The organism is Streptomyces sp. NPDC001851, from assembly GCF_040297165.1.
In the GTDB taxonomy this organism is placed as follows: domain Bacteria; phylum Actinomycetota; class Actinomycetes; order Streptomycetales; family Streptomycetaceae; genus Streptomyces.
The window spans coordinates 33,023-52,574 of record NZ_JBEOYR010000011.1; the positions used below are offsets into that span (position 1 = coordinate 33,023).

The following is a 19,552-nucleotide window of genomic DNA, read 5'->3' on the forward strand; positions in this document are numbered from 1 at the left end:
GCACCGCCGGAATCGGCACCGCCGGAATCGGCACCGGGTCGGCCGTACACCGTACGCACGCCACGGGGGCCGGAAAAGTGCGGTTGGCCCGGGCAGCGCCCATATCATCCTGCCCCATGGGAGATGCCCGAATTGCCGTGCGGCAGCAGGCCGAACCGGGGCGCCCGGGTGCGGAGGGGCGGCGGTCCACCGGGGCCTCCCGACGGGCCGCCGCCTTCGCCGTCTGGTATCTGCGGACCGTCGCCTTCATCAACTTCCTCAGCGCGGTCTGGGTCTCGCTCGGCCAGGACGTGCGCCGGCACAACCAGGACGACTTCTTCACCCCGTACCTGCTGACGGCCGGTTTCGCCTCGGGCGTCTTCACCGCGTTCCTGGCCATCACCATGCGGCGCAGAAAGCGGGCCGCCTGGATCCTCAACCTCGCGCTCAGCGGGTCCTTCCTCGCCCTGTTCGCACTCGCCATGGCGTTCCCGGAGATCCAGCGGTACCCGCAGAACTGGATCTCGCTCGTCCTCACGGCCGCGTTCGTCGCCGCGCTGCTGGTGGGCCGCCGGGAGTTCTACGCCAAGGGCGACCGGTCCAACCCGCGGCTGGCGGCGACGGTCGCCGTCGGCGGCGGGCTCGTGGCCAGTCTGCTCGCCGCGCTGCTGGTGACCGTCACCAACCAGGCGCCGGACGCGGCCCGTTCGACCTTCCTGGAGCGCTGGCACTACGGCACCCTGCGCCTGGTGTCGGTGGCCGCCGAAGAGGCCCGCTTCCAGGCGATCGACCCGCCGAACTGGGCCAACGTCGCCGTGAACGTGCTCAGCACGGCCCTCGTCCTCGCCGTGCTCTACGCCGCCTTCCGCTCCCGGCGCGCCGTCGACCCGCTCACCGAGGACGACGAGAAGCAGCTGCGGGCCCTCCTGGAGCGGCACGGCGAGCGGGACTCGCTGGGCTACTTCGCGCTGCGCAGGGAGAAGAGCGTGGTGTGGTCGCCGACCGGGAAGGCGGCCGTCGCCTACCGGGTGGTCGGCGGGGTGAGCCTGGCCTCCGGCGATCCGCTCGGGGATCCCGAGGCCTGGCCGGGCGCGATCGCGCCGTGGCTGGCCGAGGCGCGGGCGCACGGCTGGATCCCGGCGGTGATGGGGGCGAGCGAGGAGGCGGGGACCGTCTATGCGCGGCACGGTCTGGACGCCCTGGAACTCGGCGACGAGGCGATCGTGGAGGTCGCCGAGTTCACGCTGGAGGGCCGGGCGATGCGGACGGTCCGGCAGGCCTACAACCGGGTGAAGCGGGCCGGGTACGAGGTGCGGATCCGGCGCCACGAGGACATCCCGGCGGACGAGATGGCGTATCTCGTCGAGCGCGCGGACGACTGGCGGGACGGGGCGACCGAGCGCGGCTTCAGCATGGCGCTCGGCCGGCTCGGGGACCCCGGGGACGGGCGGTGCGTGATGCTGCAGTGCACGGACGCCGAGGGCCGGCTGCGCGCCCTGCTCTCCTTCGTGCCGTGGGGGCCGCACGGGCTGTCCCTGGACCTGATGCGCCGCGACCGGCACGCCGAGAACGGGCTGATGGAGTTCATGGTCATCGAGCTGCTGCGGCGGGCCGACGAGATCCAGATCACCCAGGTGTCACTGAACTTCGCGATGTTCCGTTCGGTCTTCGAACGTGGCGCTCGTCTCGGTGCCGGTCCGGTGCTGAGGCTGTGGCGGTCGCTGCTCAGCTTCTTCTCGCGCTGGTGGCAGATCGAGTCGCTGTACCGCGCCAACGCCAAGTACCGGCCCATCTGGGAGCCGCGGTTCCTGCTCTTCGAGAAGAGCGCGGACCTGCTGCGCATCGGCCTCGCCTCGGCCCGCGCGGAGGGGTTCCTGGGGGGCCTGTCGCCGGATTCCCGGCGTCCGCCCGGAGGGCGGGCCCCGCGGCGTCTGGTGCGTGCGATCGCGGCGAGCACGCGTGCCGGGCACCCCGGCACGCACAGATGACCGTACGGGGGATGAGGAACGCTTGATGGGAACGCTCGCCCGCTGGGCACGTGAGGAATGGGGCCTGCTGTACGTCACCGTACGGGAGGCACTGCCGAAGCGGCGCCTGCGGGCGGTCCCGATGGCGCTCGGGGCGGTGTGTCTGACGGCCCTGCTGCAGTACGTGCAGAACCAGTCGTGGGGCTACGAGCTCGTGCAGAAGGCGGGTGGCGTACGGGCCGAGGACCCGCTGTGGCTGGCCCTGCTGCGCACTCCCCTGTCGCTGTTCGTGCCGGCGCCGGACCTGCCGGTGTGGGGCGCGCTGGCGCAGATCCTGCTGGTGTTCGGGATCGCCGAGGTGTGCATGGGCTGGTGGCGGACGCTGGCCATCGCCTACGTCGCCACGCTCGCCGGGACGCTGTACGCCCGCATCGGCATCACGCTCGGCACGCACGCCCCGTTCGGGCTGCCCTGGACGGACGCGCAGGTGGTGGACACCGGCCCGTCGGCGGCGGTGGTGGGGCTCGCCGTGTTCGTGAGCTGGCGGTACGGCGCCTACCTCACCTCGGGCGCGGTGACCCTGGCGATGGTCGCCGAGGTGCTGGTCAAGGAGAACCTGGCGGGCAAGGAACATCTGGCCGCGCTGATGGCCGTGGGGATGCTGTGCCTCGCGGTGGCGCTGCGGCACCGCCGTGGGCACGGGCTGGAGGGCGCGTACGGCCGTCTGCTGCGGGTCGGTCAGCGGCGGCCGGGCAGCCGGGCCGGGGGCGGGTCGGGCTTGCCGCCGATCCAGTCCTGAACGGCGCGGCGCGGCCGGGACCAGCGGCGTTCGTGGCGGCAGGCACGCAGGGCCGCCTTGGCGCGGGCGCGGGGGCGGCGGCCGTAGAAGCGCCGGTCCCACGGGGAGCCGGGGCGGGCGAGCCGGATCGCGCCGACGAGCGCGACCAGCGGCACGATCACACCGAACACCGCGACGCGCGCCTTGCCCTTGCTCAGGGCCACGAGGGAGAGCAGGAAGTTCCCGGCGATGGTGGAGATGACCGTGCCCCGGCTGGCCAGCTCCTGCTGGGAGAGGTCGTTCACGCCGAACGGCGCGAAACCGGCCAGCAGCAGCCCGACGAGCGCGGCGGTGAGCACGACGGCCTCGACGCTCTTGCGGCCCTCCTCGGTCCAGTAGACGTCGTCCAGGTGCAGGATCAGTGCGAACTCGTCCAGCACCAGACCGGCACCCGTCCCGAACAGGACGGCGGCGATGGCGCCGCCCGTACCGTGCCGGTCGCTGGCGACCGCGCCGAATCCGCCGACGACGGTCAGGACGACCCCGGGGACGACGTGGTGGATGTGCAGCCCGCCCGCCTTGACGTTGCCGAACGGGCCCTTGCCGGCCCGGATCAGCCGGGTGATCACCCGGGTGATCACGAAGGTCAGCAGGAGGGCGGTGAGGGCGAGCAGCAGCGGGAGTTTGCCCGGTTCGACGATGTTCCGTACCCACCAGTGCCCCATATGCGCACCCTATCCCCGGGCGCGGACCGCGGCTCCGCGACCGCCGGATAACCTTCGCCGGTGCTCAAGTCCAGTCCTCTCGACGGCCTCCGCTTCGCCTTCGGCACCCTCACCGTGCTGCCCGTCCGGGTGCACCGCTGGGACCGGCAGGCCGCACGCGGCGGCATGCTGGGTGCCCCGGTCGCCGGACTGGTCGTGGGCGCCTGCGCGGCCGGACTCGGGCTGCTCCTGCTCCTCCTGGGCGCCGGCCCGCTGCTCGCCGCGGTCGCCTCGGTCGCCGTACCCGCCGCCCTGACCCGGGGCCTGCACCTGGACGGGCTCGCCGACACCGCCGACGGTCTGGGCAGCGGCAAGCCCGCGGAGGACGCCCTCAGGATCATGAAGCAGTCGGACATCGGCCCGTTCGGGGTCATCACCCTCGTCCTGACCCTGCTGGCCCAAGTCGCCGTGCTGGCCCAGCTGTACGGCGACTCCTGGGCACGAGGTGCCGCCGCTGCCGTGACCTCGGCGGTCGCCGCCCGGCTCGCCCTCACCTGGGCCGCCCGCACCGGGGTGCCGGCCGCCCGGCCGGAGGGGCTGGGAGCGGCGGTGGCCGGGGTGGTACCGGTGACGGGGGCGGGGGCGGTCGCGGCCGCGGTCACGCTCGGTTCGGCCACCGGGGGCTGGACGTCCGGCCCGTACGGCGCCGTGCGCGCGGCGGCGGCGGTGCTGCTGGCTCTCGCCGCCGCCGAACTCCTGCTGCGCCGCTGCGTGCGCCGCTTCGGCGGAGTCACCGGGGACGTCTTCGGCGCACTGGAGGAGACGGCCGCGACGACCGCGCTGGTGGTCCTGGCCCTGGGCAACTGAGGCGCCCGGCAGACGCCGAACGCTAAGCTCTCCGCCAGTACACGGACAAGTAAGCATGATCGGGGGATCTCCGTGCTGAGGCTGCGCCGCACCCTGGCCTGGTCCATAGACTTCGCACTCGTCGTGGCGGCGGCCACCCTGCTGGCCGTCCTCACCTTCCACAGGATCACCGCGCTGGTGACGGACGTGCCCGGGTTGGCGACGAAGGGCGGCCTCGACCTCGTCACCTCGCGCGGCGACGTCATCGGCGCCTCCGAGCACCTCGGCCTGTCCCTCTGGGACACGGTGGTCCTGGACGTCGAGGAGGCCTTCGGGGCGCTCGTCCTCGTCACGTTCCTCTACCAGTGGGCCTGCCTCAGCTGGCTCGGCCGCACCCTCGGCAAGGGCCTGCTCGGCCTGCGGGTCACCCCGCGGCTGTCCCGGCACGCCCTGCGCCGGGCCGCGGTCAGCACCGCCGCCGACGTCGCGGCGTACGCGCTGGCCTGCGTTCTGCTGATCGAGGGGCACGTCGCACTGTCGGTGCTGGTGTGGGCCGTCGCGGTGGTGCTGTTCCTGGTCAACGCGCTGACGGTGTTCTTCCCCGGCCGCCGCTCCCTCGCCGACCGGATGGCCGGTACCTCGGTCGTGGGCGCGTTGGGTGGCCACCACGCCACACGCGGGTGACCACCCGAAGGAATGAGCGAACGGGCATACGCGCGTAGTCTCGTCCCGGGTGTTCGCCGACAGGGTGAAGGCCCCGGTTGCCACCTGCGCCCAGGTTTGGACCTAGGGTCGGCTCTCGGGCCCGGTCGACCCACCCCACATCGGCCACAGCAACTTCACATCGGAAGCGAGAATTCACCACCGTGACTGCTCTGACTCTCAGCACCGCAGCGGCGCCCGGCCTGCGGGCCGACGCGATCGTGATCGGTGTCGCCAAGGGCGCTGGATCCAGGTCCGGGGACCTCGTCATCGCGCCGGGCGCCGAGGCCGTGGACAAGGCGTACGACGGCAAGCTGGCCGGCGTCCTGGAGACCCTCGGCGCCTCGGGTGCCGAGGGCGAGCTGACGAAGCTGCCCGCTCCGGCCGGCTTCAAGGCACCGCTCGTCGTGGCGGTCGGCCTGGGCACGGAGCCGGACGCCAAGGCCGGGAACGCGGCCGACGAGGGCTACGACGCCGAGGCGCTGCGCAAGGCCGCCGGCGTGGCGGCCCGGGCGCTGGCCGGCTCGAAGAAGGCCGCGTTCGCGCTGCCCGTCGACGGCCCGGGCGCCGTCGGCGCGATCGCCGAGGGTGTGCTGCTCGGCGCGTACTCCTTCGACGTCTACAAGGAGAACGGCAACGGCGGGAAGGCCAAGAACGGCAAGGCGCCGCTGGCCGAGGCCACGCTGCTCGGCGGCAAGCCGCGCGACGCCGCCCACAAGGGCGCCGTCGCCCGCGCCGTCGCGGTCACCGAGGAGCTGAACCGCGCCCGCGATCTGATCAACACCCCGCCGAACGACCTCACCCCGGCCATCTTCGCCGGCCTCGCGCAGACCGCGGCCAAGGAGCACGGCCTCAAGGTGCAGGTGCTCGACGACAAGGCGCTGGCCAAGGGCGGCTACGGCGGCATCCTCGGCGTCGGCGGCGGTTCGGCGGCCACCCCGCGCCTGGTGAAGCTGTCGTACACGCACCCGAAGGCGGCCAAGCACCTCGCCTTCGTCGGCAAGGGCATCACCTACGACTCGGGCGGCATCTCACTGAAGCCGGCCGGGCACAACGAGACGATGAAGTGCGACATGAGCGGTGCGGCGGCCGTGTTCGCCGCCGTCGTCGCCGCCGCGCGCCTCGGCCTGGAGGTCAACATCACCGGCTGGCTGGCGCTGGCCGAGAACATGCCATCCGGCTCCGCGGTGCGCCCGGGTGACGTGCTGCGCATGTACAGCGGCAAGACCGTGGAGGTCCTCAACACCGACGCCGAGGGCCGGCTGGTGCTCGCCGACGCGCTGTGGGCGGCCTCGCAGGAGAACCCGGACGCGATCGTGGACGTCGCGACGCTCACCGGCGCGATGATGCTGGCGCTGGGCAGCCGGACGTTCGGGGTCATGGCCAACGACGACGCGTTCCGCTCCGCGGTGTTCGAGGCGGCGGAGGAGGTCGGCGAGCCGGCCTGGCCGATGCCGCTGCCGGAGCACCTGCGCAAGGGCATGGAGTCCCAGGTCGCCGACATCGCGAACATGGGTGAGCGGATGGGCGGCGGGCTCGTCGCGGGTCTGTTCCTGCGCGAGTTCGTGGGCGAGGGGATCACCTGGGCGCACCTCGACATCGCCGGGCCGGCGTTCAACGAGGGCGGGCCGTTCGGGTACACGCCGAAGGGTGGTACGGGTTCCGCGGTGCGGACGCTGGTGCGTCTCGCGGAGCTCACGGCCGCGGGTGACCTGGGCTGAATCGCCTGAGGGCGCGGTCCGTTCCGCAGTACGGCTCCGCCGCGTGGGTGCTCGCGCCCGCGCGGCGGAGCCGCATACCGGGCACAGCACCGCGCCCCTTGCTCACGCGCGCCTTCGTTTTCAGCTGTACGTGGGGTGTCTCACACCCCAGCCCGGCGTCTCGTCCGCCTCGAACAAGTGCAAAGATGGAGCCCGGCAGGACAGGGCCCCACCGAAGGGCCGAAGCATCAAGCGGCCGGACACCAGCCGCCCGCCGGTCATCGGAGATCGGCGCAAGGCGCACATGCATGGAGGACGTGACGTGGCGAACGACGCCAGCACCGTTTTCGACCTAGTGATCCTCGGCGGTGGTAGCGGTGGTTACGCCGCGGCCCTGCGCGGGGCGCAGCTGGGCCTGGACGTCGCCCTGATCGAGAAGGACAAGGTCGGCGGCACCTGCCTGCACCGGGGTTGCATCCCCACCAAGGCCCTGCTGCACGCGGGCGAGATCGCCGACCAGGCCCGCGAGAGCGAGCAGTTCGGTGTGAAGGCGACCTTCGAGGGCATCGACGTACCGGCCGTCCACAAGTACAAGGACGACGTGATCGCGGGCCTGTACAAGGGCCTGCAGGGTCTCATCGCCTCCCGGAAGGTGACGCACATCGAGGGTGAGGGCCGGCTGTCCTCCCCCACCTCCGTCGACGTGAACGGCCAGCGCATCCAGGGCCGCCACGTCCTGCTGGCGACCGGCTCCGTGCCGAAGTCGCTGCCGGGCCTGGAGATCGACGGCAACCGGATCATCTCCTCCGACCACGCCCTCGTCCTGGACCGCGTGCCGAAGTCCGCGATCATCCTGGGCGGCGGTGTCATCGGCGTCGAGTTCGCCTCGGCGTGGAAGTCCTTCGGTGCCGACGTCACCGTCATCGAGGGCCTCAAGCACCTCGTCCCGGTCGAGGACGAGAACAGCTCGAAGCTTCTTGAGCGCGCGTTCCGCAAGCGCGGCATCAAGTTCAACCTGGGCACCTTCTTCCAGAAGGCCGAGTACACCCAGGACGGCGTCAAGGTCACCCTCGCCGACGGCAAGGAGTTCGAGGCCGAGGTGCTGCTGGTGGCCGTCGGCCGCGGCCCGGTCTCGCAGGGCCTGGGCTACGAGGAGGCCGGGGTCGCCATGGACCGCGGTTACGTCCTCGTCGACGAGTACATGCGGACCAACGTCCCGACCATCTCCGCCGTCGGCGACCTCGTCCCGACGCTCCAGCTCGCGCACGTCGGCTTCGCCGAGGGCATCCTGGTGGCGGAGCGTCTGGCCGGTCTGAAGGTCGTCCCGATCGACTACGACGGTGTCCCGCGGGTGACGTACTGCCACCCGGAGGTCGCCTCCGTCGGCATCACCGAGGCCAAGGCCAAGGAGATCTACGGCGCGGACAAGGTCGTCGTTCTGAAGTACAACCTGGCGGGCAACGGCAAGAGCAAGATCCTGAAGACCGCGGGCGAGATCAAGCTCGTCCAGGTCAAGGACGGTGCGGTGGTCGGCGTCCACATGGTCGGCGACCGCATGGGTGAGCAGGTCGGCGAGGCCCAGCTGATCTACAACTGGGAGGCGCTGCCGGCCGAGGTCGCCCAGCTCATCCACGCCCACCCGACGCAGAGCGAGGCGCTCGGCGAGGCCCACCTGGCGCTGGCCGGCAAGCCGCTGCACTCCCACGACTGAGCCTTCGGTCAACGGGCGCGACGACACAGACTTCCGCAATTCGTTAGGAGCAACCGAAACCATGGCGGTTTCCGTAACCCTTCCGGCGCTCGGTGAGAGCGTCACCGAGGGCACTGTCACCCGCTGGCTGAAGGCCGAGGGCGAGCGCGTCGAGGCCGACGAGCCGCTGCTTGAGGTCTCGACCGACAAGGTCGACACCGAGATCCCCTCGCCGGCCGCCGGTGTGCTGGCCTCCATCAAGGTCGCCGAGGACGAGACGGTCGAGGTCGGCGCCGAGCTGGCCGTCATCGACGACGGCACCGGCGCCCCGGCGGCCGCCCCGGCCCCCGCCGCCGAGGCCGCTCCGGCCCCGGCCGCTCCGGTGGCCGAGGCCCCCGCCCCCGCCCCGGCCCCCGAGGCCCCGGCCGCCCCCGCCGCCCCGGCCGGTGGCGCCGAGGGCACGGACGTGGTCCTGCCCGCGCTCGGTGAGTCCGTCACCGAGGGCACCGTCACCCGCTGGCTGAAGTCGGTCGGTGACTCCGTCGAGGCCGACGAGCCGCTGCTTGAGGTCTCCACGGACAAGGTCGACACCGAGATCCCGGCGCCCGCCTCCGGCGTGCTGCTGGAGATCGTGGTGAACGAGGACGAGACCGCCGAGGTCGGCGCCAAGCTCGCCGTCATCGGCGCCCCGGGTGCCGCCCCGGCCGCCGCTCCGGCTCCGGCCGCCCCGGCCCCGGCTCCCGCCGCCGCTGCCCCGGCTCCGGCCGCCCCCGCGGCTCCGACCGCCCCGGCCCCGGCTGCCCCGGCTGCCCCGGCCCCCGCCGCTGCCGCCCCGGCCCCGGCCGCTCCGGCGCCCGCCCCGGCCCCGGCTCCGGCTCCGGTCACCCCGGCCACCGCGCCGACCTCCCCGACCGCCACCCAGGCGACCGACGAGGGCGCGTACGTGACCCCGCTGGTGCGCAAGCTCGCCGCCGAGAACGGCGTCGACCTGGCCACCGTCAAGGGCACCGGCGTCGGCGGGCGCATCCGCAAGCAGGACGTCATCGCCGCCGCCGAGGCCGCGAAGGCCGCCGCCGCTGCTCCGGCTCCGGCCGCCGCGGCTGCTCCGGCCGCCGCGAAGAAGGCCCCGGCGCTGGAGGTCTCCCCGCTCCGCGGCCAGACCGTCAAGATGCCGCGCATCCGCAAGGTCATCGGCGACAACATGGTCAAGGCGCTGCACGAGCAGGCGCAGCTGTCCTCGGTCGTCGAGGTCGACGTCACCCGCCTGATGCGCCTGCGCGCCCAGGCCAAGGACTCCTTCGCCGCGCGCGAGGGCGTCAAGCTGTCCCCGATGCCGTTCTTCGTGAAGGCGGCGGCCCAGGCGCTGAAGGCCCACCCGGTCATCAACGCGAAGATCAACGAGGCCGAGGGCACGATCACCTACTTCGACTCCGAGAACATCGGGATCGCGGTGGACTCCGAGAAGGGCCTGATGACCCCGGTCATCAAGCACGCCGGCGACCTCAACATCGCGGGCATCGCCAAGGCCACGGCGGAGCTGGCGGGCAAGGTCCGCGCCAACAAGATCACCCCGGACGAGCTGTCCGGCGCGACCTTCACCATCTCCAACACCGGTTCGCGCGGCGCGCTGTTCGACACGATCATCGTGCCGCCGGGGCAGGTCGCGATCCTCGGCATCGGTGCCACGGTCAAGCGCCCGGCCGTCATCGAGACCGAGGAGGGCACGGTCATCGGCGTCCGCGACATGACCTACCTGACCCTCTCCTACGACCACCGCCTGGTCGACGGCGCCGACGCGGCCCGTTACCTGACGGCGGTCAAGGCGATCCTGGAGGCGGGCGAGTTCGAGGTCGAGCTCGGTCTGTAGTCCCCGGGTCCTGTGCCTGTACGACGCCCCGTCCGGAGCTTTCTCCGGGCGGGGCGTTTCGTGTTTGCCGGCACACGGTGCGTGTAAGGCTCGTCTCACCTGCGCGAAAGCGACCCCACCCCTCCTACCCGCGGAGCGAACGCGCCGTATTGTCTAAACGTCAGCCCTCCCGAAGGAGCCCTCATGACCGCGCCCGTCGTCCACTCGCTGCGCGAACAGATCCGCGAGCACATCGTGGAAGGGATCGTCAGCGGGCGCTGGCAGCCGGGTGAGCGGATCGTGGAGCGCCGGATCGCCACCGAGCTGGAGGTCAGCCAGACCCCGGTGCGCGAGGCCCTGCGCGAGCTGGAGTCGTTGCGCCTGATCGAGTCCGCGCCGAACAAGGGCGTCCGCGTACGGAACCTGACGGCGGCCGACCTGGAGGAGAGCTACCCCGTCCGGGCCGGCCTGGAGGCCATCGCGGCGGAGCTGGCGGCCGACCGCCTCGCGGAGGACTGCTCGGCCCTGGAGCCGCACGTGGCGGCGCTCTACGACGCCGACCGCAACGCCGACGGCACGGCCCAGGTCCGGCACACCGTCGGCTTCCACCGCGAACTCGTCCGCGCCGCGGACAACTCGGTGCTCCTGCACACCTGGGAGGGCCTGGGCATCGAGGTGTTCACGGCGCTGTCCATCCGCTGGCTGGGCACGGTCCAGCAGTCGTACGCGGAGGAGCACGAGGAGCTGGTGCAGGCGTTCAAGCGCCGGGACCCGCGGATCGCGGAGCTGGTGAAGGCACACGTGCTGGGCTGCGCCCCGCGCGCCTGACGCAGCCGAGCATCCCCGCGCTCACCTGCGAAAACAAGGCAATTCCGCGTCACCCGGTGCCATCACCGAAGGCACCGGGTGCCGACTTTCTCGGAATCGAGAGGTTTTCGAGCTCAACCCTTTGATCGATCATCGATCAGGGAGTTACAGTCGCCGACGGACTTCTACCGAAGCCCGACTGCCCTGTCCTGCCAAAGACCAAGGGCACCCCCGAACCCTTACCGATGAGGGAACCCCCTTCGACTGAGGAAGGCGGCGACATGACCGACCCCAACGCCATCCAGCCGAGCGCGCTCGACCAGCTCCCCGACCGCGACCCGGAGGAGACCGCCGAATGGCAGGCCTCTCTCGACGCCGTCGCCAGGGAGGCCGGGCCGCACCGCGCCGCGTACCTGATGCGGCGCACGCTGGAGCGCGCCGAGGCGGGCGGCATCGCGCTGCCGAAGCTCCTCGAGACGGACTACGTCAACACCATCCCCACCTCCGCGGAGCCGGCCCTGCCCGGTGACCCGGAGATGGAGGCCCGGATCACCGCCTGGAACCGCTGGAACGCGGCCGCGATGGTGACCCGCGGCGCGAAGCACGGCGTCGGCGGCCACATCGCCACCTTCGCCTCCGCGGCCTGGCTGTACGAGACCGGCTTCAACCACTTCTTCAAGGGGAAGGAGGGCGACGGCTCCGGCGACCAGCTGTACATCCAGGGCCACGCCTCCCCCGGCATCTACGCCCGCGCCTTCCTCGACGGCCGGCTGAACGAGCACCACCTCGACAACTTCCGCCAGGAGGCCGGGGGCAACGGCCTGCCCTCCTACCCGCACCCGCGCCGCCTGCCCTGGCTGTGGGAGTTCCCGACGGTGTCGATGGGCCTCGGCCCGCTCTCCGCCATCTACCAGGCGCGCTTCAACCGCTACCTCACCAACCGCGGCATCAAGGACGTCTCCGCGTCCCACGTGTGGGCGTTCCTCGGCGACGGCGAGATGGACGAGCCGGAGTCGACGGCGGCCCTCGCGCTCGCCGCCCGTGAGGAGCTGGACAACCTCACCTTCGTCATCAACTGCAACCTGCAGCGCCTCGACGGCCCGGTCCGCGCCAACTTCAAGATCGTGCAGGAGCTGGAGGCCCAGTTCCGCGGCGCCGGCTGGAACGTCGTCAAGACGCTGTGGGGCACCGCCTGGGACGAGCTGTTCGCGCTCGACACCACCGGCGCGCTGGTACGCCGTCTGCGCCAGGTACCGGACGCGCAGATCCAGACGTACCAGACCCGTGACGCCGCCTACATCCGCCAGGACTTCTTCGGCGCCGACCCGGCGCTCGTCGAGATGGCGAAGCTGCTGAGCGACGACAAGATCCTGGAGTGCTTCCACCTCTCCCGCGGTGGTCACGAGGCCCGCAAGGTCTACGCCGCGTACAAGGCCGCCGTCGAGCACAAGGGCGCGCCGACCGTGGTCCTGGCCCAGACGGTCAAGGGCCACACCCTGGGCGAGGGCTTCGCGTCGAAGAACGCCAACCACCAGATGAAGAAGCTCTCGGTGGACGAGTTCAAGGCGATGCGCGACCTGCTCGGCCTGCCGATCAAGGACAGCGACTTCGTCGACGGCGTGGTCCCCTACGGCCACCCGGGCGCCGACTCCCCCGAGGTGCGCTACCTCCAGGAGCGCCGCGCGGCCCTCGGCGGCCCCGCCCCGGCGCGCCGCACGCACGCGCTGGCCCCGCTGCCGGCCCCCGGCGAGAAGGCGTTCGCCTCCTTCGACAAGGGCTCCGGTTCGCAGAACGTGGCGACGACGATGGCCTTCGTCCGCCTCATCAAGGACCTGGTCCGCGACAAGGAGACGGGCAGGCGCTGGGTGCCGATCGTGCCGGACGAGGCGCGCACGTTCGGCATGGAGAGCCTGTTCCCGTCCCTGGGCATCTACTCCCCGAAGGGCCAGACGTACGAGCCGGTCGACCGCGACCAGCTGATGTACTACAAGGAGGCCAAGAACGGCCAGATCCTCAACGAGGGGATCACCGAGGCCGGTTCGATGGCCGACTTCATCGCCGCGTCCACCGCGTACGCGACGCACGGCGAGGCGATGATCCCGTTCTACATCTTCTACTCGATGTTCGGCTGGCAGCGCACCGCCGACCAGATGTGGCAGCTCGGCGACCAGCTCGGCCGCGGCTTCCTCGTCGGCGCGACGGCGGGCCGTACGACCCTGACGGGCGAGGGCCTGCAGCACGCCGACGGCCACTCCCCGGTCATCGCGGCCACCAACCCGGCCGCCCTCACCTACGACCCCGCGTTCGCCTACGAGGTCGCGGTGATCGTCCGTGAGGGTCTGCGCCGGATGTACGGCGAGGCCAAGCCGGGCGAGGACCAGAACGTCTTCTACTACCTGACGGTCTACAACGAGCCGCTGCCGCAGCCCGCGAAGCCGCAGGGTCTCGGCATCGACGAGGGCATCGTCAAGGGCCTGTACCGCTTCAACACGGCGGAGTCCGCGGGCGTGACCGCCCCGGCGAACGCCCCGCGCATCCAGCTGCTGGGCTCCGGTACGGCCATCCACTGGGCCCTGGAAGCCCAGAGGCTGCTCGCCGAGGAGTGGGGTGTCGCGGCCGACGTCTGGTCGGCGACCTCGTGGTCGGAGCTGCGCCGGGACGCCATGGAGGCGGACGCGGGCCTGCTGCGCGGCGAGGAGCGGGTGCCCTACGTCCGCCAGGCGCTGCAGGGCGCCGAGGGCCCGGTGCTGGCCGTCTCCGACTACATGCGCCAGGTCCCGGACCAGATCGCGCAGTGGGTCGAGCAGGACTACTCCTCGCTGGGCGCCGACGGCTTCGGTCTGTCGGACACCCGTGAGGCCGCCCGCCGCCACTTCGGCGTCGACGCCCAGTCGATCGTGGTCGCGGCCCTGGCCCAGCTCGCCAAGCGCGGCGAGGTGAAGGCCACGGCGGTCAAGGAGGCCCGGGAGAAGTACGGGCTGTAAGGACCGGTCGAGCAGGAAGGGCCCCCACTTCGGTGGGGGCCCTTCCTGCATGATGAGCGCATGCGTGCGGCCCGGCTCATCAAGATGGTGCTTCTTTTGCAGTCCCGGCCCTCCATGACCGCCGCCGAGCTGGCCCGCGAGCTGGAGGTGTCGGAGCGGACCGTGACACGGGACGCGCAGGCGCTGTCGGAGTCGGGGGTGCCGGTGTACGCGGACCGGGGGCGGGCCGGCGGGTACCGGCTGATCGGCGGGTACCGGACGCGGCTGACGGGGCTGGCCAGGAGTGAGGCGGAGGCGCTGTTCCTGAGCGGGGTGCCCGGGGCGCTGCGGGAGATGGGCCTGGAGGATGCCGCGTCCGCCGCCCGGCTGAAGGTGTCCGCGGCGCTGCTGCCGTCCCTGCGGGACGCCCCGGACAGCGCCGCGCAGCGGTTCCACCTGGACGCGCCGGCCTGGTTCCGGGAGCCGGAGACGCCCGCGCTGCTGCCGGTGGTCGCGGAGGCGGTGTGGGAGGACCGCCGGGTCACCGCCCGGTACCGGCGGGGGGCGGAGGAGGTGGAGCGGCTGCTGGAGCCGTACGGACTGGTGCTGAAGGCGGGCGTCTGGTACCTGTGCGCGCGGGTGGCCGGCGGCGGCTCCTTCCGGACGTACCGGATCGACCGGTTCCGCGCGGTGGAGCCGCTGGAGGAACGCTTCGCCCGTGATCCGGACTTCGATCTGCCCGGCCACTGGACCGAGCAGGCCGAGCGGTTCGCGCGCTCGCTGCTGCGCGCCGAGGTGGTCGTACGGCTGTCCCCCGAGGGCGTGCGGGGGCTGCGGTACGCCGTCGACCCGATGTCGGCGCGGGAGGCGCTGAGCGGGGTGGGCGAGCCGGACGGGGAAGGCTGGGTGACGGTCACGCTGCCGGTGGAGTCCGAGGAGGTCGCCCACACGCAGCTGACGGCGCTCGGCGCGGACGTCGAGGTGCTGGCCCCCGAGAGCCTGCGGGAGCGGTTCGCGGCGACCGCGGCCCGGCTGGCCGCGCTGTACGGCGGTACGGGCGACGGCGCGGGCGCGGGGTAACGATCCGCCGTACTCCGGCGCACTCCGCGTGCGTCCCTCCGGTGGAGGCCCGATGCTGGTGCCGTGATGGACGAGACGGAGTTCTGGGAGCTGATCGACGCCGCCCGCGAGACCGCCGAGGGCGATCCCGAGGAACAGGCCGACGTGCTCGTGGACCGGCTGCTGCAGCTGGACCCCGACCTGGTCCTGGACTTCGCCCGTCACTTCGAGGCCCGGTACAACCGGGCCTACCGCTGGGACCTGTGGGGCGCCGCCTGGGTGCTGCTGGACGGGGCCAGCGACGACGCGTTCGACTTCTTCCGGTGCTGGCTGATCGGCCAGGGCCGTGAGGTCTACGAGGGCGCGCTGCACGATCCGGACTCGCTGGCGGAGTCGCTGGGCGAGTTCGACGAGGAGATCGACGGCGACGGCGAGGAGCTGGGCTACGCGGCGGACGAGGCGTACGAGCAGCTGACCGGTACCGTCGCGCCGGATCTGGGGATCGCCCCGGCGCCCGCCGAGCCGGAGGGCACACCGCTGGACTTCGAGAACGAGCAGGCGCTCGCCGAACGCTTCCCCCGGCTGTGGGCCCGCTTCCGGGAGTGACCGCGCACGACCGCGGCGCGCCGGGTGCGCACCGGGCCACGTGGCGGCTATGGCGTCCTTGTGGACGACCGGGCCGGTGCGGGGCGCTTGGGGCGCTTGGGGCGGGCCGGGGTGCGGCCCTGGAGGCGGGCGGCCTTCTCCCGGATCTCGGGGAGGCGGGCGGTGAGGGCGGCGCCGGGGCAGCTGGTCATGAACCCGGCGTCGTGGCCGGCGAGGGCGGGCAGGGTGACGGTGGTGCCGGCGTGGTAGCGGCTGCGGCTGCTGCTGGACACCAGGCGGACGGTCGCGCGCGGGTCGACGTCGGCGAGGCCGAGCTTCCAGGCGGCCAGGGCGGCGATCGCGTCGGTCATGGCCCGGGGCACGGGGGCGCCGGCGGTGAAGGTGCCGAGGGCGGCGATGCCGGCGGTGCGGTGGTTGAAGCCCAGGGTGTGGGCGCCGGTGACGGGCCGGCCGGTGCCTCCGGCGCGGCCTTCGTAGATGGTGCCGCAGCGGTCGACGAGGAAGTTGTAGCCGATGTCGTCCCAGCGGCGGTCGCCGGTCTGCCCGGCGTACAGGTGCTGGATGATGCGCGGCGCGTCGGCGCAGTCGTACGCGCTCGGCGAGTCGGTGTGGTGGATGAAGACGGCGACCACCTTGTCGTCGTAGCGCGGGGGCGGCTGGGTGCGCCGGGCGGTGCCCAGCCAGACCGAGCGGGGCACGATGGGCGGCCGGGCGGCGCGGTGGGCACGGGCCGGGCCGGGACGGTCGAGGCGGACCGCCTCGGTGTGCCCGGTGTCGCGGGCGCACAGGACGAGCACGAGGACGGCCACCAGCCCGGGCAGACACCCGACCAGCACCAGCAGGGCCCCGGGCACCCGCCGGCGGATCCGGCTTCCCCTTCCCGGGCGCTCCGGCGGTCCAGGCGTGGTCGCCGCCCCGGAGGGCCCGGGCTGCTCCATGCCGGCGTCTGCCGAGGGCACCGGCGGCCCGGACGGCTCTCGGGTCCCGGGCGTGTGCGAGGTTCTTCGGGCGGCACGCATGGTCCCACTCTCGTGGCGGCGGGGCGTGTCCGCGATGTGCGCTGTGCCACCCGGCGGAACCATCGTCCTGGTCCGGGACGTTTCTGGGGGTACACACATACGTGGCCGGTTCGCCGCCCGGTGGCCGTGCCCGCGTGGGTGACTGATCACCGGGCCCGTCCCGTCCGTACTGAGGGGTCCGAGAGAAAGGCGGCTCCGTGGACCTGCTCGACCTGGTGCTTGTGCTGGTCATCCTCGTCTACGCGGCGTCCGGTTACCGGCGCGGACTGGTGGCCGGCTGTGTCTCGCTGGCCGGATTCGTCGGCGGCGCCGCCGCCGGCGTGTGGGTGCTGCCCTGGGTGACCGGCCTGGCGGAGCGGGGTACGGCGCAGGCGACGGTGCTCGCCGTGGTGACGGTGCTGGTGCCGGCGGTGCTGGGGCACGAGCTGGCGGGCCGGCTGGCGCTGCGGCTGCGCGGGGAGCTGGACCGGGGTGCGCTGCGGGTGGCGGACGGGATAGGGGGCGCGGCGGCGAACTCGGTCGCGGTGCTGATCGTGGCCTGGGTGGCGGCGAGCGTGCTGGCCGCGGCCCCTTCACAGACCCTGACCACGGCGATACGGAACTCGACGCTGCTGGGCGCGGTGCAGCAGGCGATGCCCGACACGACGCCCGCGTGGTTCTCGCGGGCCACGTCGGCGCTGACGGAGGCGGGTTTCCCGCAGGTCTTCAACCCGTTCGAGAACGAGTCGACGGCCCGGGTGGCCCGGCCCTCGGGTGACAGCGTCACCCCGGCCGCGACGCGCGCCGCGAAGCTGAGCACGGTGAAGATCGAGGGCCTCTCGGGCAGCGAGGGCCGGGAGGGCAGCGGGTTCGTCTACTCCGCGCGGCATGTGATGACCAACGCGCACGTGGTGGCGGGCATCGACCACCCGAGCGTGCGGGTCGGCGGCGTCGGGCGGTCGTACGAGGCCCGGGTGGTGCTCTTCGACCCCGGCCGGGACGTCGCGGTGCTGTATGTGCCGGATCTGCGTGCCCCGGTGCTGCGCTTCGACACGGGCGCGGTGCGCGGCGAGCCGGCGGTGGTGGCGGGCTATCCGCAGGACGGCGGCCTGAACCTGCAGGCGGCGACGGTGGCGAGCCGGGTGCAGGCGACCGGGCAGAACATCTACAACGACGGCGTGGTCACCCGGGACATCTACTCCATCCGGTCCACGGTCCGGCCGGGCAACTCAGGCGGCCCGCTGCTGACCACGGACGGCAGGGTGTTCGGCGTGGTCTTCGCCCGCTCCACCTCGGACGCCGAGACGGGCTACGCGCTGACGGCGGACGAGGTGGCGGGCGACGCGCAACGCGCGGCCAGGGCGACGGCACCGGTGGACACGGGGCAGCTGGTCAGCTCCTAGAGGGGGGAGGCGGTCACAGGCGCCGGCCCATGAGCACGTCGTCGACGTAGGCGCCGTCGAGGAGGAACTCCCCGGGCTGCACTCCCTCCACGGCGAACCCCTCGGACTCGTACAGCGCGCGGGCCGGGGCGTTGTGGCCGAGGACCCGCAGGCTCAGCCGCCGTGCGCCGCGTGTGCGCGCCTCCTCGACGGCGGCCCGGATCAGCGCGCGCCCGAGCCCCCGCCCGCGGGCCTCCTCGGCGACGGCGAGGCCCTGGATCTGCAGGACGTGGGCGTTGGAGGCGAGCGGGGTCGGGCGGGCGAGGCGCACATAGCCGACGAGCCGCCCCCCGGCTTCGGCGACCAGGTAGTCCCCCGGGCGGTGGCGCTCGTCGAAGAACGGCTCGTAGGGCGGCTCCGGGGGCGGCGACACGGCGTGCAGGGTGGACCAGGTGGTCCGGTCGAGGACGGCCAGTTCCTCTTCGTCGGCGGCCACGGCGATGCGTATGTACGGCTCCGGCATGACGATCACCCTACGGCGGGCGGCCGGAGCGCCTCACGGGGTTTTCGCGCGGGCCCGCCGGGGTCGCGGGCATGCTGGGGCCATGGAGCGTATGCGAATCGCCGTGGCCGGCGCGTCGGGGCTCATCGGCAGCGCCCTGGTGCGGTCCCTGACCGCGGACGGGCACGAGGTGGTGCGCCTGGTGCGCCGGGCGGCGGCGGGCCCGCACGAGGTCTGCTGGGACCCCGCGGGGCGGTATGTCGACGTGGCGGGGCTGACCGGCTGTGCCGCGGTGGTCAATCTGGCCGGGGCCGGGATCGGCGACCGGCGCTGGACGCCGTCGTACAAGCGGCTGCTGCGGGACAGCCGGGTGCGGGGCACGGCCGCGCTGGCGGAGGCGGTGGCCGCGCTGCCCGAGCCGCCGCGGGTGTTCGTCAGCGGCAGCGCGATCGGCATCTACGGCGACACCGGCGACCGGGTGGTGGACGAGAGCGCGCCCCCGGGTGACGGCTTCCTGCCGTCGCTGTGCGTGGAGTGGGAGGAGGCGGCGGCGCCCGCGCAGGAGGCGGGCGTGCGGACGGTGTTCGCCCGTACGGGGCTGGTGGTGGCCCGGGGCGGCGGTGCGTGGGGGCGGCTGTTCCCGCTGTTCCGGGCGGGGCTCGGGGGGCGGCTGGGTGACGGGCGGCAGTACTGGTCGTACATCGCGCTGCACGACGAGGTCGCCGCGCTCCGGTTCCTCCTCGACCACGGCACGCTGTCGGGGCCGTTCAACCTGACGGCGCCCGAGCCGCTGACGAACCGTGAGATCACGGCGGCGATGGCGCGCGTGCTGCGCCGCCCGGCCCCGTTCGCGGTACCGGCGCCGGTGCTGCGGGCGGTGCTGGGCGAGCTGGCCGGGGACGTGCTGGGCAGCCAACGCGTGGTGCCCGCGCGGCTGTTGGGGGCGGGATTCCGTTTCGCGTTCCCGGGTGTCGACGACGCCATCCGGGCGGCGTGACACCCGCAGGAGATCTCCTGCGACTC

The 19,552-nt window shown here is 73.0% G+C and carries 16 protein-coding genes; 13 read left to right on the plus strand and 3 right to left on the minus strand.

The features are described 5' to 3' along the window. Positions 1–116: 116 nt before the first annotated feature. On the plus strand, positions 117–1,967 hold the full coding sequence (locus tag ABT171_RS17815; protein ID WP_351244700.1) for a phosphatidylglycerol lysyltransferase domain-containing protein: 1,851 nt from the start codon (positions 117–119) through the stop codon (positions 1,965–1,967). A gap of 25 nt (positions 1,968–1,992) precedes the next feature. Continuing rightward, positions 1,993–2,745: a hypothetical protein gene (locus ABT171_RS17820; RefSeq protein WP_351244702.1), complete on the plus strand. Its 753-nt coding sequence runs from the start codon at positions 1,993–1,995 to the stop codon at positions 2,743–2,745. Here the strand turns inward: ABT171_RS17820 and ABT171_RS17825 are convergent. Then, the gene (locus ABT171_RS17825) at positions 2,685–3,449 is read right to left on the minus strand and encodes a hypothetical protein (protein WP_351244704.1); all 765 of its coding nucleotides are present in this window, start codon (positions 3,447–3,449) and stop codon (positions 2,685–2,687) included. The genes ABT171_RS17820 and ABT171_RS17825 overlap by 61 nt on opposite strands. Positions 3,450–3,509: 60 nt before the next feature. Here ABT171_RS17825 and ABT171_RS17830 point away from each other — a divergent pair, with 60 nt between their 5' ends. From ABT171_RS17830 to ABT171_RS17870, 9 genes are all read left to right on the plus strand, one after another. Next, positions 3,510–4,295 (plus strand): adenosylcobinamide-GDP ribazoletransferase, encoded by a 786-nt coding sequence (locus ABT171_RS17830; protein ID WP_351244706.1) that lies wholly within the window; start codon positions 3,510–3,512, stop codon positions 4,293–4,295. A gap of 72 nt (positions 4,296–4,367) precedes the next feature. After that, positions 4,368–4,958 carry an RDD family protein gene (locus ABT171_RS17835; protein WP_351244708.1) on the plus strand — a complete coding sequence of 197 codons (591 nt, stop codon included), beginning with the start codon at positions 4,368–4,370 and terminating at the stop codon, positions 4,956–4,958. A gap of 182 nt (positions 4,959–5,140) precedes the next feature. Next, entirely contained in the window at positions 5,141–6,697 is a 1,557-nt protein-coding gene (locus ABT171_RS17840) for a leucyl aminopeptidase (protein ID WP_351244710.1), read from the plus strand. 301 nt (positions 6,698–6,998) lie between these two features. Then, on the plus strand, positions 6,999–8,387 hold the full coding sequence (gene lpdA, locus ABT171_RS17845; RefSeq protein WP_351244712.1) for a dihydrolipoyl dehydrogenase: 1,389 nt from the start codon (positions 6,999–7,001) through the stop codon (positions 8,385–8,387). Positions 8,388–8,448: 61 nt separating this feature from the next. Then, positions 8,449–10,233: a 2-oxoglutarate dehydrogenase, E2 component, dihydrolipoamide succinyltransferase gene (gene sucB / locus ABT171_RS17850; protein ID WP_351244714.1), complete on the plus strand. Its 1,785-nt coding sequence runs from the start codon at positions 8,449–8,451 to the stop codon at positions 10,231–10,233. A 183-nt stretch (positions 10,234–10,416) separates the two neighbouring features. Then, positions 10,417–11,040 (plus strand): GntR family transcriptional regulator, encoded by a 624-nt coding sequence (locus tag ABT171_RS17855; protein ID WP_351244716.1) that lies wholly within the window; start codon positions 10,417–10,419, stop codon positions 11,038–11,040. Between the two features lie 260 nt (positions 11,041–11,300). Further along, positions 11,301–14,003 carry a pyruvate dehydrogenase (acetyl-transferring), homodimeric type gene (aceE, locus tag ABT171_RS17860; RefSeq protein WP_351244718.1) on the plus strand — a complete coding sequence of 901 codons (2,703 nt, stop codon included), beginning with the start codon at positions 11,301–11,303 and terminating at the stop codon, positions 14,001–14,003. Positions 14,004–14,063: 60 nt separating this feature from the next. Beyond that, entirely contained in the window at positions 14,064–15,062 is a 999-nt protein-coding gene (locus ABT171_RS17865; protein WP_351244720.1) for a helix-turn-helix transcriptional regulator, read from the plus strand. A gap of 66 nt (positions 15,063–15,128) precedes the next feature. After that, positions 15,129–15,647, plus strand: coding sequence for a DUF4240 domain-containing protein (locus tag ABT171_RS17870; RefSeq protein ID WP_351245158.1), 519 nt, complete (start codon positions 15,129–15,131; stop codon positions 15,645–15,647). A 47-nt stretch (positions 15,648–15,694) separates the two neighbouring features. Here the strand turns inward: ABT171_RS17870 and ABT171_RS17875 are convergent, their stop codons facing one another. Beyond that, positions 15,695–16,483, minus strand: a complete 789-nt coding sequence (locus ABT171_RS17875; protein WP_351245160.1) for a peptidoglycan recognition protein family protein — start codon at positions 16,481–16,483, stop codon at positions 15,695–15,697. A 380-nt stretch (positions 16,484–16,863) separates the two neighbouring features. Here ABT171_RS17875 and ABT171_RS17880 point away from each other — a divergent pair, with 380 nt between their 5' ends. After that, a complete protein-coding gene (locus ABT171_RS17880; RefSeq protein ID WP_351244722.1) occupies positions 16,864–18,048 on the plus strand; it encodes a MarP family serine protease in 1,185 nt (394 codons plus the stop codon). A gap of 13 nt (positions 18,049–18,061) precedes the next feature. On the opposite strand, the gene ABT171_RS17885 is transcribed toward ABT171_RS17880, so the two are convergent. Beyond that, positions 18,062–18,550, minus strand: a complete 489-nt coding sequence (locus ABT171_RS17885) for a GNAT family N-acetyltransferase (protein WP_351244724.1) — start codon at positions 18,548–18,550, stop codon at positions 18,062–18,064. 82 nt (positions 18,551–18,632) lie between these two features. On the opposite strand from ABT171_RS17885, the gene ABT171_RS17890 reads away from it, so the two are divergent. Continuing rightward, positions 18,633–19,526, plus strand: coding sequence for a TIGR01777 family oxidoreductase (locus tag ABT171_RS17890; RefSeq protein ID WP_351244726.1), 894 nt, complete (start codon positions 18,633–18,635; stop codon positions 19,524–19,526). The last annotated feature ends 26 nt before the right edge of the window (positions 19,527–19,552 follow it).